The following is a 14,118-nucleotide window of genomic DNA, read 5'->3' as shown; positions in this document are numbered from 1 at the left end:
AGGACCCGAAATGCCTCCCAAGAAGAAGGTCGCGGCTGTCGTCAAGGTGCAGCTGCAGGCCGGCAAGGCCAACCCGGCGCCGCCCGTCGGCACCGCGCTCGGCCCGCACGGCGTCAACATCATGGACTTCTGCAAGGCGTACAACGCCCAGACCGAGTCCATGGCCGGCAACGTCATCCCCGTCGAGATCACGATCTACGAAGATCGCTCGTTCACGTTCGTCACGAAGACGCCTCCGGCTGCCGAGCTGATCAAGAAGGCCGCCGGCCTCACCAAGGGCTCGTCCGTGCCGAACACCGACAAGGTCGGCAAGCTGACCAAGGACCAGGTGCGCGAGATCGCCCAGACCAAGATGCCCGACATCAACGCCAACGACATCGATGGCGCCATGAAGATCGTCGAGGGAACCGCCCGCTCCATGGGCGTCACCGTCGAGAAGTGATCACCCTCGGTGGTCCTCCGACCGCCGATCCCCGTGGGAGGGCCAGCTGGGCCCGCACCACATCTGGTAGCAACAGACAGCAATGTCTTGAGAATGAAGGAAACCAGTCATGACACAGCACAGCAAGGCGTACCGCGCCGTCGCCGAGAAGATCGATCGCGACCACCTGTACACGCCCCTGCAGGCCACCACCCTGGCCAAGGAGTCCGGCTCCAAGAAGTACGACTCGACCGTCGACGCCGTCGTGCGTCTCGGCGTCGATCCCCGCAAGGCCGACCAGATGGTGCGCGGCACCGTCAACCTGCCGCACGGGACCGGCAAGACCGCCCGGGTCCTGGTCTTCGCCACCGGCGCCAACGCCGATGCCGCTCGTGAGGCCGGAGCCGACTTCGTCGGTGCCGACGAGCTCGTCGACAAGATCAACGAGGGCTGGCTCGACTTCGACGCCGTCGTCGCGACGCCCGACATGATGGGCAAGGTCGGCCGTCTGGGCCGCGTCCTCGGTCCGCGCAACCTGATGCCGAACCCGAAGACCGGCACCGTCACCACCGACGTCGCCAAGGCCGTCGGCGACATCAAGGGCGGCAAGATCGAGTTCCGCGTCGATCGTCACGCCAACGTCCACTTCGTGGTGGGCAAGGCGTCGTTCACCGCCGAGCAGCTCGCCGAGAACTACGGCACTGCGATCGAGGAGATCCTGCGTCTCAAGCCGGCCAGCTCGAAGGGCCGCTACATCAAGCGGGCCACCATCTCCACCACGAACGGCCCCGGCGTCCCGGTCGATCCGACGCGCTCGCGCAACTTCGCGTCCGACGACGAGGCCTGAGCCAGCAGTTCAGCCGACGACGCCGCCCTCCGCACGGAGGGCGGCGTCGCGTCCTTCTCGGAGCCGGACCTGCGGCCGGGCATGATGGGGCGATGACCGACCGACGTCCCCGCTGGGTCTACGAGGCCGGCGACGAGCCCGACCCGCGCTTCAGCCTGGCCAACGAGCGCACCTTCCTGGCCTGGGTCCGGACGTCGATCGCGATCATGGCCGGCGCTGTCGCGCTGCACAGCCTCGAGCTGCCCGGGCCCGAAGGGCCGCGCGCGGTGGTGCTCGTGCTCCTGCTGTCCCTCGCGGCCGGGTGCGCGGTGATGTCCTGGCTGCGCTGGGCGAGGGTCGAGCGCGCCATGCGCCGGCGCGAGCCCCTGCCGGCCTTCACGTCCGCGCCCGTGGTCGCGCTGGCGCTCGTGCTCATGGCCGTCGTCCTGGCGTTCGTGGTCGTCGCCTGAGCGACCGAGGCCGTGCGGCCGAACGGCCTCTCCGTGAGGAAACGGCGAGTACTGTCGCAGGCATGAGGAAGTCGCTCAAGGTCTCGCTCGCCGCCACGATCCTGGCGCTCACCTCCGCCTGCGGCGCAGGGGGCGCCGATCTCACCTCCGCCGACGGCTCGTCCAGCCCGGCCAAGGCGGCAGCGACTGCGGCCGCGGCCGATCCGCTGACGCAGGAGAACTTCGTCGAGCGGCTCACGACGGCGCAGCTCGCGGCGGGCAGCGCGCACGTGGAGATGGACGGCGGCGTCGACATGCGCGGCGACGTCCGTCTGGCCGAGGACCTCGAGAGCACCGAGGCGCGGGTCACCATGGGCGCCGGGCCGATGCTGGTGGACCTGCGGATCGTCGACGGCATCGTGTACCTCAAGCTGGGCGAGCTGAGCGGCGGCAAGTTCATCCGGGTGGACCTCAGCGATCCGAAGGATCCGATCGGTCAGCACTTCGGGTCGATGGCCGGCCAGGTCGACCTCACCGAGCAGTTGCGGGTGTTCCGCGACGCGCTCGTCGAGTTCGACGACCAGGGCTCCGGTGGCGAGATCGACGGCGTCGAGACGACGAAGCTGCGGCTCGTGATCGACACCGCCAAGGCGCTCGAGGGCCAGCAGGCCGGTGGACCCGGCTCGGGCGCGAAGGCCCCGAAGCAGCTCGAGTACACCCTCTACGTCGGCCCGGACGACCTGCTGCGCCGGCTGACGATGGACGTCGCGGGCTCGACGAGCTCGATGGACTGGACGCAGTGGGGCGAGCCGGTCGAGGTGAAGACCCCGCCGGCGGACCAGGTCACCGACAGCAGCCAGCTGGGCGACCTGGCGGGCCTCATGAAGGGCTCCGGGAGGAGCTGATCCGGGCCCGATTTGGAGGAACGGCGGGCCGACGCCTAGACTGGCAGAACCGAAGACCGCCGGTGGTGTCTCCCACGAGTCACCCGAAGTGCCCGTCAGGGCGACCCGCGCAGGTGCAGATCAGGGTTCGTCCCTGCGTTCACATGAGCGTCCTGTGCCCACGCACGGGGCGCTTTTCTCGTGCAAGGCGTTCTTCGCATGACAGTGAAGGAGACCCATGGCACGCCCGGACAAGGCAGCAGCCGTCGCCGATCTCGCGGACAGCTTCCGCGAGTCCAACGGCGCGGTGCTCACCGAGTACCGCGGCCTCAACGTCAAGCAGCTGCAGGATCTGCGGCGCGCGCTTGGCGATGCCGCGAGCTATGCCGTCGCCAAGAACACGCTGACCAAGATCGCCGCCAGGGACGCCGGAATCGAGCTCGACGAGTCGCTGCTCACCGGCCCCACCGCGATCGCCTTCATCACGGGCGACGCGGTCGAAGCGGCGAAGGGTCTGCGCGACTTCGCGAAGGCTAACCCCTCTCTCGTCGTCAAGGGAGGCTTCCTCGATGGGAAGCAGCTCGACGCCGAGGAGATCACGAAGCTGGCCGACCTCGAGTCGCGCGAGGTCCTCCTCGCCAAGCTCGCGGGTGGCTTGAAGGCCAACCTGGCCAAGGCCGCGGGGCTGTTCAACGCCCCGCTGTCGCAGGCAGCACGCACCTTCGCGGCGCTGCAGGCGAAGGCCGAAGCCGATCCGTCGGTCCTGGCTGCGGGAGCTCCCGCCGCCGTGGCCGCCGAGCAGGCACCTGCCGACGAGGCCCCCGCGGCCGAGTCGGCCACCGAGAACGTCGAGTCCGACGTCACCGAGGGCTGAACCGCCCGATTCCCATCGGGACCCCCTCGGGGTCTCATTGCAGAAAGGACGCCAAAAATGGCGAAGCTGAGCACCGACGAACTGTTGGACGCCTTCAAGGAGATGACGCTGATCGAGCTCTCTGAGTTCGTGAAGCAGTTCGAGGACACCTTCGAGGTCACCGCTGCTGCCCCGGTCGCCGTGGCCGCCGCGGGCGCGCCCGCCGCTGGTGGCGACGCCGCCGCCGCCGAGGAGAAGGACGAGTTCGACGTCGTCCTCGAGGCTGCCGGCGACAAGAAGATCCAGGTCATCAAGGAGGTCCGTGGCCTCACGAGCCTGGGCCTCAAGGAGGCCAAGGACCTCGTCGAGGGCGCCCCCAAGGCCGTCCTGGAGGGTGTCAACAAGGAAGCTGCCGAGAAGGCCAAGGAGGCCCTCGAGGCCGCCGGCGCCACGATCACCCTCAAGTGATCCACGGCTGACTGCTCGCGCGAGAGCGCTCGTTCCCCTCGGGGGACGGGCGCTTTCGCCGTTTCCGGGGGAGTGCTGAATTCGCCGGGAGCAAAGGGCAAACGAAAGATCGTTCCCGATCATCGCGACGATGTCAAGACCCGGGCTTGATTTCGGTGTGTCGTCGCGATAGCATGAAGGTTCGCGCCCACTTTGTCATGCCCTTCGACGGTCCTGCCCGCTGTATGCAGGACTTGACGGGGTCCCCGAAGCATGCGCGCGCACGGCACCTGTCGTGCGGGTTGGGCGGCGTGAGCCGCGCAACAACAACTGAAGAGTACAGAACCGCCACGTTCATCGCATGCGAGTTCCTTCGGAAGGACTTCTCTTGGCCGCCTCGCGTACCGCCGCACCCACGAACAACACCTCGCGCATCTCGTTCGCGAAGATCGCAGAACCGCTCGAGGTTCCCGAACTTCTCTCCCTGCAGACCGACAGCTTCGACTGGCTGATCGGCAGCGACGCCTGGCGCGAGCGCGTCGAGGCCGATCTGGCCGCCGGACGCAACGACGTCTCGGCCAAGTCCGGCCTGGAGGAGATCTTCGAGGAGATCAGCCCCATCGAGGACTTCTCCGAGACGATGAGCCTGTCCTTCCGCGACCACCGGTTCGAGCCGGCGAAGTACTCGGTCGAGGACTGCAAGGACCGCGACGTCACGTACGCCGCCCCGCTGTTCGTCACCGCCGAGTTCATGAACAACGAGACCGGCGAGATCAAGAGCCAGACCGTCTTCATGGGCGAGTTCCCGCTCATGACCGACAAGGGCACCTTCATCATCAACGGCACCGAGCGTGTCGTCGTCTCCCAGCTCGTCCGCTCGCCGGGCGTGTACTTCGAGCGCACCCCCGACAAGACGTCCGACAAGGACATCTTCACGGCGCGCGTCATCCCGTCGCGCGGTGCGTGGCTGGAGTTCGAGATCGACAAGCGCGACATCGTCGGCGTCCGTCTCGACCGCAAGCGCAAGCAGTCCGTCACGATGCTGCTCAAGGCGCTGGGCTTCACCGAGGACGCGATCCTCGAGCAGTTCGGCCAGTACGAGTCCATCCGCATCACGATGGAGAAGGACTCGGTCCGCAGCGAGATCGTGCGCGAGGAGCTCGAGAAGAAGGCTCGCGACGCCGCCGTCACCACCGAGATGGTCGACGCCGAGGTCACGCGTCGCTCGCTCATCGACATCTACCGCAAGCTGCGTCCGGGCGAGCCGCCGTCGGTCGAGGCCGCGCAGACCCTGCTCGAGAACTACTACTTCAACCCGAAGCGGTACGACACGGCCAAGGTCGGTCGCCACAAGATCAACAAGAAGCTCGGCACCGACGCCGCGTTCGACCAGCAGACGCTGACGCTCGACGACGTCGTGGCCACGATCCGCTACGTCGTGGCCCTGCACGACGGCGCCGCCGAGCTCGAGACCCCGGCCGGCACCGTCCCGGTCGAGGCCGACGACATCGACCACTTCGGCAACCGCCGCATGCGCACGGTCGGCGAGCTGATCCAGAACCAGCTCCGCACCGGCCTCGCCCGCATGGAGCGCGTCGTGCGCGAGCGGATGACGACCCAGGACGTCGAGGCCATCACGCCGCAGACCCTGATCAACATCCGTCCGATCACGGCCGCGCTGAAGGAGTTCTTCGGCACCAGCCAGCTGTCGCAGTTCATGGACCAGAACAACCCGCTCGCGGGCCTGACGCACAAGCGTCGTCTGTCGGCCCTCGGCCCGGGTGGTCTGTCGCGTGAGCGCGCCGGCTACGAGGTCCGCGACGTCCACCCGTCGCACTACGGCCGCATGTGCCCCATCGAGACCCCGGAAGGCCCGAACATCGGCCTGATCGGCTCGCTCGCGTCGTTCGGACGGATCAACCCGTTCGGCTTCGTCGAGACGCCGTACCGCCGCGTCATCGACGGCAAGGTCAGCACGCAGATCGACTACCTCACCGCCACCGACGAGGACCGCTACATCGTCGCCCAGGCGAACTCGATCCTCAACGAGGACGGCTCGTTCGCCGAGGACGCCGTGCTGGTGCGCCAGCGTGGCGGCGAGGCCGAGCTCCGCCCGGCCGAAGAGGTCGACTACATGGACGTCTCGCCGCGCCAGATGGTGTCGGTCGCGACCGCCCTGATCCCGTTCCTCGAGCACGACGATGCGAACCGCGCGCTCATGGGCGCCAACATGCAGCGTCAGGCCGTCCCGCTGATCCGCAACGACGCGCCCCTCGTCGGCACCGGCATGGAGTTCCGTGCCGCCGTCGACGCCGGTGACGTCACCGTCGCCAAGAAGGCCGGCGTCGTCAAGGAGGTCTCGGCGGACTCCGTCGAGATCATGGAGGACGAGGGCACGTACACCACGTACCGCCTGGCGAAGTTCCGTCGCTCGAACCAGGGCACCTGCACGAATCAGCGCCCGCTGGTCCGTGAGGGGCAGCGGGTCGAGGTCGGCACGCCGCTGGCCGACGGTCCCTGCACCGACGAGGGCGAGATGGCGCTGGGCACCAACCTGCTCGTCGCCTTCATGCCCTGGCAGGGCCACAACTACGAGGACGCGATCATCCTGTCCCAGCGTGTCGTCCAGGACGACCTGCTGACCTCGATCCACATCGAGGAGCACGAGGTCGACGCCCGCGACACCAAGCTGGGCCCGGAGGAGATCACGCGCGACGTCCCGAACGTCAGCGAGGAGACCCTCGCCAACCTCGACGAGCGCGGCATCATCCGCATCGGCGCCGAGGTCGGCAACGGCGACATCCTCGTCGGCAAGGTCACGCCCAAGGGCGAGACCGAGCTGACCCCCGAGGAGCGCCTGCTGCGCGCGATCTTCGGCGAGAAGGCGCGCGAGGTGCGCGACACCTCGCTCAAGGTCCCGCACGGTGAGTCCGGCACCGTCATCGGCGTGCGCGTCTTCGACGCGTCCGAGGGTGACGAGCTCAGCCCCGGTGTGAACCAGCTGGTGCGTGTCTACGTGGCCCAGAAGCGCAAGATCAGCCACGGTGACAAGCTCGCCGGCCGTCACGGCAACAAGGGCGTCATCGCGAAGATCCTGCCCGTCGAGGACATGCCGTTCCTCGAGGACGGCACCGCGGTCGACATCGTGCTCAACCCGCTGGGTGTGCCCGGTCGTATGAACGTGGGCCAGGTCCTGGAGAACCACCTCGGGTGGATCGCCAAGGCGGGCTGGGAAGTCCCGGCCGAGAACAAGGAGGAGTGGGCCGAGCGCCTGCGCAAGATCGGTGCCGACACGGCCCCCGCGAACACGAACATCGCCACCCCGGTGTTCGACGGTGCGCGCGAGGACGAGATCTCCGGTCTGCTCTCCAACACGCGTCCGAACCGCGACGGCGACCGCATGGTCGGCCCGGACGGCAAGGCGCGCCTGTTCGACGGTCGCACCGGCGAGCGGTTCCCCGATCCGATCAGCGTCGGCTACATGTACATGCTGAAGCTGCACCACCTGGTCGACGACAAGATCCACGCGCGCTCGACCGGCCCGTACTCGATGATCACCCAGCAGCCGCTTGGCGGTAAGGCCCAGTTCGGTGGCCAGCGCTTCGGTGAGATGGAGGTCTGGGCCCTCGAGGCCTACGGCGCCGCGTACGCGCTGCAGGAGCTGCTGACGATCAAGTCCGACGACATCGTCGGTCGCGTCAAGGTGTACGAAGCCATCGTGAAGGGCGAGAACGTCCCCGAACCGGGTATCCCCGAGTCGTTCAAGGTTCTCGTCAAGGAGATGCAGTCACTGTGTCTCAACGTCGAAGTGCTCTCCGCCGACGGCACCGCCGTCGAGATGAAGGACTCCGAGGAGGAGTTCTTCCGCGCTGCCGAAGAGCTCGGTATCGACCTGTCCCGCCGCGAGCCGTCGTCCGTCGACGAGCTCTGAGCACCACCGATACCCACCACTTCGACTCTGCTCCATCTTTGAAAGGGAAAGAAGACACCGTGCTCGACGTGAACTTCTTCGATCAGCTCAAGATCGGTCTCGCGACCGCCGACGACATCCGCAACTGGTCGTTCGGCGAGGTCAAGAAGCCGGAGACGATCAACTACCGCACGCTCAAGCCCGAGCGTGACGGACTCTTCTGCGAGAAGATCTTCGGTCCCACCCGGGACTGGGAGTGCTACTGCGGCAAGTACAAGCGCGTGCGCTTCAAGGGCATCATCTGTGAGCGCTGCGGCGTCGAGGTGACCCGCTCCAAGGTGCGCCGTGAGCGGATGGGCCACATCGAGCTCGCCGCCCCGGTCACGCACATCTGGTACTTCAAGGGCGTGCCGAGCCGGCTGGGCTACCTGCTGGACCTGGCGCCGAAGGACCTGGAGAAGGTCATCTACTTCGCGGCCTACATGATCACCTCGGTCGACGACGACGCGCGTCATCGTGACCTCGACAGCCTCGAGGCCAAGATCCGCCAGGAGATCGACCAGATCGAGAACCGCAAGAACACCGCGATCAACACCCGGGCCGTCAAGCTCGAGGAGGACGTCGCGGCGCTCGAGGCCGAGGAGGCCAAGGCGGCCGAGCTGCGCAAGGTCCGCGATGCGGCCGAGCGTGAGATGGGCCAGCTGCGTGATCGTCACGACCGTGAGATCGCGCGCATCCAGGAGGTCTGGGACCGGTTCAAGAACCTCAAGGTCCAGGACCTCGAGGGTGACGAGCTGCTGTTCCGCGAGATGCAGTACCGCTTCGGCAAGTACTTCGCGGGCTACATGGGCGCCGCGGCGATCCAGAAGCGGCTGCAGGACTTCGACCTCGACGCCGAGGCCGAGCTGCTGCGCGAGATCATCGCCACGGGCAAGGGTCAGCGCAAGACCCGCGCCCTCAAGCGCCTCAAGGTCGTCTCGGCCTTCATGGGCAGCGAGAACAACCCGGCGGGCATGGTCCTGGACGCCGTCCCGGTGATCCCGCCGGAGCTGCGCCCGATGGTCCAGCTCGACGGTGGCCGTTTCGCGACGTCCGACCTGAACGACCTGTACCGCCGCGTCATCAACCGCAACAACCGCCTCAAGCGACTGCTCGACCTCGGCGCGCCCGAGATCATCGTCAACAACGAGAAGCGGATGCTGCAGGAGGCCGTGGACTCGCTGTTCGACAACGGCCGTCGTGGTCGTCCCGTCACGGGTCCGGGCAACCGCCCGCTGAAGTCGATCTCCGACATGCTCAAGGGCAAGCAGGGTCGCTTCCGTCAGAACCTGCTCGGCAAGCGCGTCGACTACTCGGGCCGTTCGGTCATCGTCGTCGGCCCGCAGCTCAAGCTGCACCAGTGCGGTCTGCCCAAGCAGATGGCGCTCGAGCTGTTCAAGCCGTTCGTGATGAAGCGCCTGGTCGACCTGAACCACGCGCAGAACATCAAGAGCGCCAAGCGCATGGTCGAGCGTGCTCGCCCGGTCGTGTGGGACGTGCTCGAAGAGGTCATCACCGAGCACCCCGTGCTGCTGAACCGCGCGCCCACCCTGCACCGTCTGGGCATCCAGGCGTTCGAGCCGCAGCTCATCGAGGGCAAGGCCATCCAGATCCACCCGCTCGTGTGCTCGGCCTTCAACGCCGACTTCGATGGTGACCAGATGGCCGTGCACCTGCCGCTGTCGGCCGAGGCGCAGGCCGAGGCCCGCGTCCTGATGCTCTCGACGAACAACATCCTGAAGCCGTCGGACGGCCGACCGGTCACCATGCCCACCCAGGACATGATCATCGGTCTGTACTTCCTCACCCTCGACCGTGACGGTCACGTGGGCGAGGGCCGTGCGTTCAGCTCGCCCTCCGAGGCGACGATGGCGTTCGAGCGGGGCGAGATCACGCTGCAGAGCAAGGTCAAGATCCGCATCGACGGCGAGATCCGCACCACGACCCTCGGTCGGGCGATCTTCAACGACACGCTGCCGGACGACTACCCGTTCGTGAACTTCCAGGTCGGCAAGAAGGAGCTCGGCGTCATCGTCAACGACCTCGCCGAGCGCTACAGCAAGGTCGACGTGGCGGTCGCGCTGGACAACCTGAAGGACGCCGGCTTCCACTGGGCGACCCGCTCGGGCGTGACGATCTCGATGGACGACGTCGTCAGCCCGCAGGAGAAGGGCAAGATCCTCGAGAAGTACGAGGGTCAGGCCGCCAAGGTGCAGCAGCAGTTCGACCGCGGTCTCATCACCGAGGACGAGCGTCGCCAGGAGCTCATCGAGATCTGGACCCAGGCCACGGCCGAGGTCGCGGGCACGATGGAGGAGATGTTCAAGGCCAGCGGCGACAACCCGATCTGGATGATGGTCAACTCCGGTGCTCGAGGCAACATGATGCAGCTGCGTCAGATCGCCGCCATGCGAGGCCTGGTCGCCAACCCGAAGGGCGAGATCATCCCTCGCCCGATCAAGGCGAACTACCGCGAGGGCCTGTCGGTCGTCGAGTACTTCATCGCGACCCACGGCGCTCGTAAGGGCCTGGCCGACACCGCGCTGCGTACGGCCGACTCGGGTTACCTGACCCGTCGTCTGGTCGACGTCAGCCAGGACGTCATCATCCGCGAGGAGGACTGCGGCACCGAGCGTGGTCTGCCCAAGGTGATCGCGACGCGCCTCGACGACGGCACCCTCGTGGCCGCCGAGAACGTCGAGACCTCGGCCTACGCCCGCAACGCCGCGGTGGACATCGTCCACCCGGAGTCGGGCGAGGTGCTGGTCGGTGCGGGCGAGGACCTCGGCGACGTCGAGATCCACCACCTCATCGCCGCCGGCGTCGAGTCGATCAAGGTGCGCACGGTCCTGACCTGCGACGCCAAGACCGGCACGTGCGCGAAGTGCTACGGCCGTTCGCTGGCCACCGGCAAGCTCGTCGACATCGGCGAGGCCGTCGGTACCATCGCGGCCCAGTCGATCGGTGAGCCCGGCACCCAGCTGACGATGCGTACCTTCCACACCGGTGGTGTGGCCGGTGACGACATCACGCACGGTCTGCCGCGCGTCGTCGAGCTCTTCGAGGCCCGTCAGCCCAAGGGCAAGGCGCCGATCACCGAGGCCGCCGGTCGCGTCACGATCGACGACTCCGACAAGGGTCGCAAGATCGTGGTCACGCCCGACGACGGTGCCGAGCCGATGGAGTACCCCGTCACGAAGCGTGCGCGCCTGCAGGTGCAGGACGGCGACTCGGTCGAGGTCGGCGATCAGCTCACGCACGGTACGCCCGATCCGCAGGAGGTCCTGCGCATCCTGGGTGTCCGCAAGGCGCAGGAGCACCTCGTGGACGAGGTCCAGGAGGTCTACCGCAGCCAGGGCGTGGCGATCCACGACAAGCACATCGAGATCATCGTGCGCCAGATGCTCCGTCGCGTGACGGTCATCGAGCAGGGTGACGCGAAGCTGATCCCCGGAGATCTCGCGGACCGCGCGATCTTCGAGGAGGAGAACCGTCGCGTCGTCGCCGAGGGTGGCACCCCCGCCTCCGGCCGTCCGGTGCTGATGGGCATCACGAAGGCCTCGCTGGCCGTCGAGTCCTGGCTGTCGGCCGCCTCCTTCCAGGAGACGACCCGCGTCCTCACCGAGGCCGCGATCCAGGGCAAGTCGGACTCGCTGCGCGGTCTGAAGGAGAACATCATCATCGGCAAGCTGATCCCGGCCGGCACCGGCCTGGAGCGGTACCGGAACATCCGGGTCGAGCCGACCGAGGAGGCGCGTCAGAACGCCTACGCGGTCACCGGCTACGACAGCTTCGACTACCAGTTCGGGTCCTCGGACGCGGCGCCGGTGGCGTTGGACGACTACGACTTCAGCTTCGACAACTGAGTCACTGAGTCGAGCGAAGGGGCCCTGCCGATCCGGCAGGGCCCCTTCGTCGTGCCCGGGCGACCGGGCGCTGTCAGCGCAGGTGGTGCCCCAGCGGGCGGTGGTGGTGCGACGGGTAGGCCGGCTCGAGGCCGCGGTCCCACACGTCGGGGTGCTCGCCCTGGAGGTGGTCGGTGTCTTCGCTGGGGTCGCGGAACATCCAGGTCAGGCGCGGCTCGAAGATCGGCCGGAACACGGTGGCGACGGGCTTGGTCATGAGCGCGTTCGCCACGATCAGGGCCGTCACGATGCAGCCGAGCACGGCCGTCGCCCCATAGGGCTCGATCCGGGCCCACAGGTCGTAGTGGCGGTCCAGCCACAGGATCACGAAGCCGTGCAGCAGGTAGCAGTAGAAGGTGCGGCCACCGAGCGTCGTGGTCCACGACCGACCGCGCGGGATGAGCGACAGCGCCGCGAGCGTCAGCACGAGCGCGATGACCATCAGCAGGGCGCGGATGGCGATGCCCTCGAGTGGTGCCGCGTCGAGCTCGTCGTAGCGGGCCTTCCACAGCAGCCAGGTCGTGGTGGGCCAGCGGTCGGCCCACGACTGGGCGAAGAGCTGGCAGGCCACGAACGCACCGACCAGCAGCGCCACCGACGCGACGCGGATCCGGGTGCGCCCGAGCCGCATGAACATGTCGCGGTCGAAGTGCAGGCCGATCACGTAGAACGGCAGCAGACCCAGCACCTTCGGTAGGGCCAGGACGTTGGGGATCTCGATCAGACCGGCGAGCAGGGAGATCAGCACCGCGGTGGTGATCGGATACTTCAGCGCCCGCCAGATCGGGGTGGTGAGTCGCCAGATGAACAGGGCGGCGAGGAACCAGCCGAGCCACTGCGGCGACAGGATCATCAGGTACTCGGGCTCGCCGTCGTAGTGGCGGGTGATCAGCTGCAGGCCGGTCTCGACGATCAGGTACGGCACGATCAACGTGGAGACGATGCGGCGGATCTGGCGGAAGTCGCCGACGTAGTGCCGCGCGGTGTAGCCCGAGATCAGCACGAAGAACGGCATGTGGAACGAGTAGATCCACGTGTACACGCCGCGGGCCGAGTCCATCACCACCAGCTCGGTGAGCGAGTGCCCGATCACGACCAGGAGCATGACCCAGTACCGCGCGTTGTCGAGGTAGGCGACACGTTCCTTCGGCGCGGAGGTACTGACCGGCAGCGGATCGAGGCGGCTCATCGCCTCGACTCTAGTGGGTCACGGCCGCGCCGCAGCCCGTGCGGGAGTCCGCCGCGAGCTCAGGCCGGAGGCGTCAGGAACAGCGACAGGTAGTTGCCTCGGGCGGAGAGGGTGTGCACCGTGCGCACGCCGGTGCCGTCGGCTCTCGTGCCCCACGTCGTGATGATGACCTCGTTCAGGTCGGCCACGACGTCGCGTTCCAGGGCTCCCTCGACGCGCTCGCTGGTGAAGGTCTCCGCGACCTCGGTGGCGATGGAGGCGCGCAGCGTGGTCATCGTGGCGAACGGGGGACGCTGGCCCGACAGCAGGACGGTGGCGCTCGACGGCGGCAGGTAGCCGTCGATGACGGGCTCGGTGGCCGGCGCGTCCTCGTCCATCTTCGGCCAGATCCACCCGGTCTTCTCGGTGGTGTCCTCGACCTCGTCGGGGTCTTCGAGCTCCTCGGGGGTGCGGTCCTCCTGGCCGGTGCGCGGATCGCCGACGTAGGAGAGGTCGAGGCGCATCACGGGACGCTCGAGCGAGGCGAAGTTGCCGGTGCGGGTGGAGACGCGGCCGGGGTCGACGGTCAGGTGCACGCGCAGGTCGCGCCCGCCCGGGGTCGTGCCGGTGAGGTCGAGGTCGCAGCCCGTGACGCGGCGGTCCTTCGCCTGGCAGAACGAGGACAGGTCGTCGGTGACGATGCCGGCCTCGGGCAGCAGGACGTCGAGCTCCGCGAGCATTCGGCGCACGACGAGCGTGGGGTTGCCGTCGACGCGCATCAGCGAGACGAACGTGTCGGGCTTCGGCGGATCGTCGAGGTCCTCGAAGAGGTCGCCCTCGGGGCGGGTGTCGATCGTGGGGGTCGGCGTGGGGGTGGGCGTGGTGTCGGTGCCCTCTTCCTCGGCCTCCTCGGCCTCCTCCAGCGCCTGCTCCGCGCGCACGGCGTCGAGCTCGGGCTTGAAGGCGTCGATCAGGCGCTCACTGCGGTAGCGCACCAAGGGGCCGAGCTGGGTGGCGCCCGCGGGAACGCTCAGGCCGTAGGCGATCGGGCTCGCCGGACCGGACTCGTGCGAGTCGATCTCGGGCGGGACGGTCGTGCGGTCGGCGCTGGGCACGCCCCCGTTGGACGTGCAGCCGGTCAAGGTCAGGAGCGCCGTGGTCGCGGCGATGGCGGCAGTCAGACGGCGCATCGAATCCCTTGGTAGATGTGGACCAC

The 14,118-nt window shown here is 67.8% G+C and carries 10 protein-coding genes; 8 read left to right on the top strand and 2 right to left on the bottom strand.

All coding sequences use genetic code 11. The features are described from left to right. Positions 1 to 10: 10 nt before the first annotated feature. The 8 genes from rplK (at position 11) to B5D60_RS05050 (ending at position 11,695) form a co-directional block, all read left to right on the top strand. Positions 11 to 442 (top strand): 50S ribosomal protein L11, encoded by a 432-nt coding sequence (rplK, locus tag B5D60_RS05085; protein ID WP_078699148.1) that lies wholly within the window; start codon positions 11 to 13, stop codon positions 440 to 442. A gap of 109 nt (positions 443 to 551) precedes the next feature. Continuing rightward, positions 552 to 1,268: a 50S ribosomal protein L1 gene (gene rplA, locus B5D60_RS05080; RefSeq protein ID WP_078699147.1), complete on the top strand. Its 717-nt coding sequence runs from the start codon at positions 552 to 554 to the stop codon at positions 1,266 to 1,268. Between the two features lie 92 nt (positions 1,269 to 1,360). Continuing rightward, a complete protein-coding gene (locus B5D60_RS05075) occupies positions 1,361 to 1,717 on the top strand; it encodes a YidH family protein (protein WP_078699146.1) in 357 nt (118 codons plus the stop codon). Positions 1,718 to 1,779: 62 nt separating this feature from the next. Next, positions 1,780 to 2,601 carry a hypothetical protein gene (locus tag B5D60_RS05070; RefSeq protein ID WP_078699145.1) on the top strand — a complete coding sequence of 274 codons (822 nt, stop codon included), beginning with the start codon at positions 1,780 to 1,782 and terminating at the stop codon, positions 2,599 to 2,601. A gap of 217 nt (positions 2,602 to 2,818) precedes the next feature. Beyond that, positions 2,819 to 3,454, top strand: a complete 636-nt coding sequence (gene rplJ, locus B5D60_RS05065; RefSeq protein ID WP_078699144.1) for a 50S ribosomal protein L10 — start codon at positions 2,819 to 2,821, stop codon at positions 3,452 to 3,454. 57 nt (positions 3,455 to 3,511) lie between these two features. Further along, a complete protein-coding gene (gene rplL / locus B5D60_RS05060; RefSeq protein ID WP_078699143.1) occupies positions 3,512 to 3,901 on the top strand; it encodes a 50S ribosomal protein L7/L12 in 390 nt (129 codons plus the stop codon). A gap of 367 nt (positions 3,902 to 4,268) precedes the next feature. Further along, entirely contained in the window at positions 4,269 to 7,811 is a 3,543-nt protein-coding gene (gene rpoB, locus B5D60_RS05055; protein WP_197684404.1) for a DNA-directed RNA polymerase subunit beta, read from the top strand. A 59-nt stretch (positions 7,812 to 7,870) separates the two neighbouring features. Then, positions 7,871 to 11,695, top strand: coding sequence for a DNA-directed RNA polymerase subunit beta' (locus B5D60_RS05050; RefSeq protein ID WP_078699141.1), 3,825 nt, complete (start codon positions 7,871 to 7,873; stop codon positions 11,693 to 11,695). A 73-nt stretch (positions 11,696 to 11,768) separates the two neighbouring features. Here the strand turns inward: B5D60_RS05050 and B5D60_RS05045 are convergent, their stop codons facing one another. Together B5D60_RS05045 and B5D60_RS05040 are read right to left on the bottom strand one after the other, a co-directional pair. Next, entirely contained in the window at positions 11,769 to 12,923 is a 1,155-nt protein-coding gene (locus B5D60_RS05045; protein WP_078699140.1) for an acyltransferase family protein, read from the bottom strand. Positions 12,924 to 12,982: 59 nt separating this feature from the next. Continuing rightward, positions 12,983 to 14,092: a hypothetical protein gene (locus B5D60_RS05040; protein WP_078699139.1), complete on the bottom strand. Its 1,110-nt coding sequence runs from the start codon at positions 14,090 to 14,092 to the stop codon at positions 12,983 to 12,985. Between the last annotated feature and the right edge of the window lie 26 nt (positions 14,093 to 14,118).

The organism is Aeromicrobium choanae, from assembly GCF_900167475.1.
GTDB lineage: Bacteria > Actinomycetota > Actinomycetes > Propionibacteriales > Nocardioidaceae > Aeromicrobium > Aeromicrobium choanae.
The sequence above is the reverse complement of the archived record's forward strand: the minus strand, read 5'-3'. Positions and strand labels throughout refer to the sequence as shown.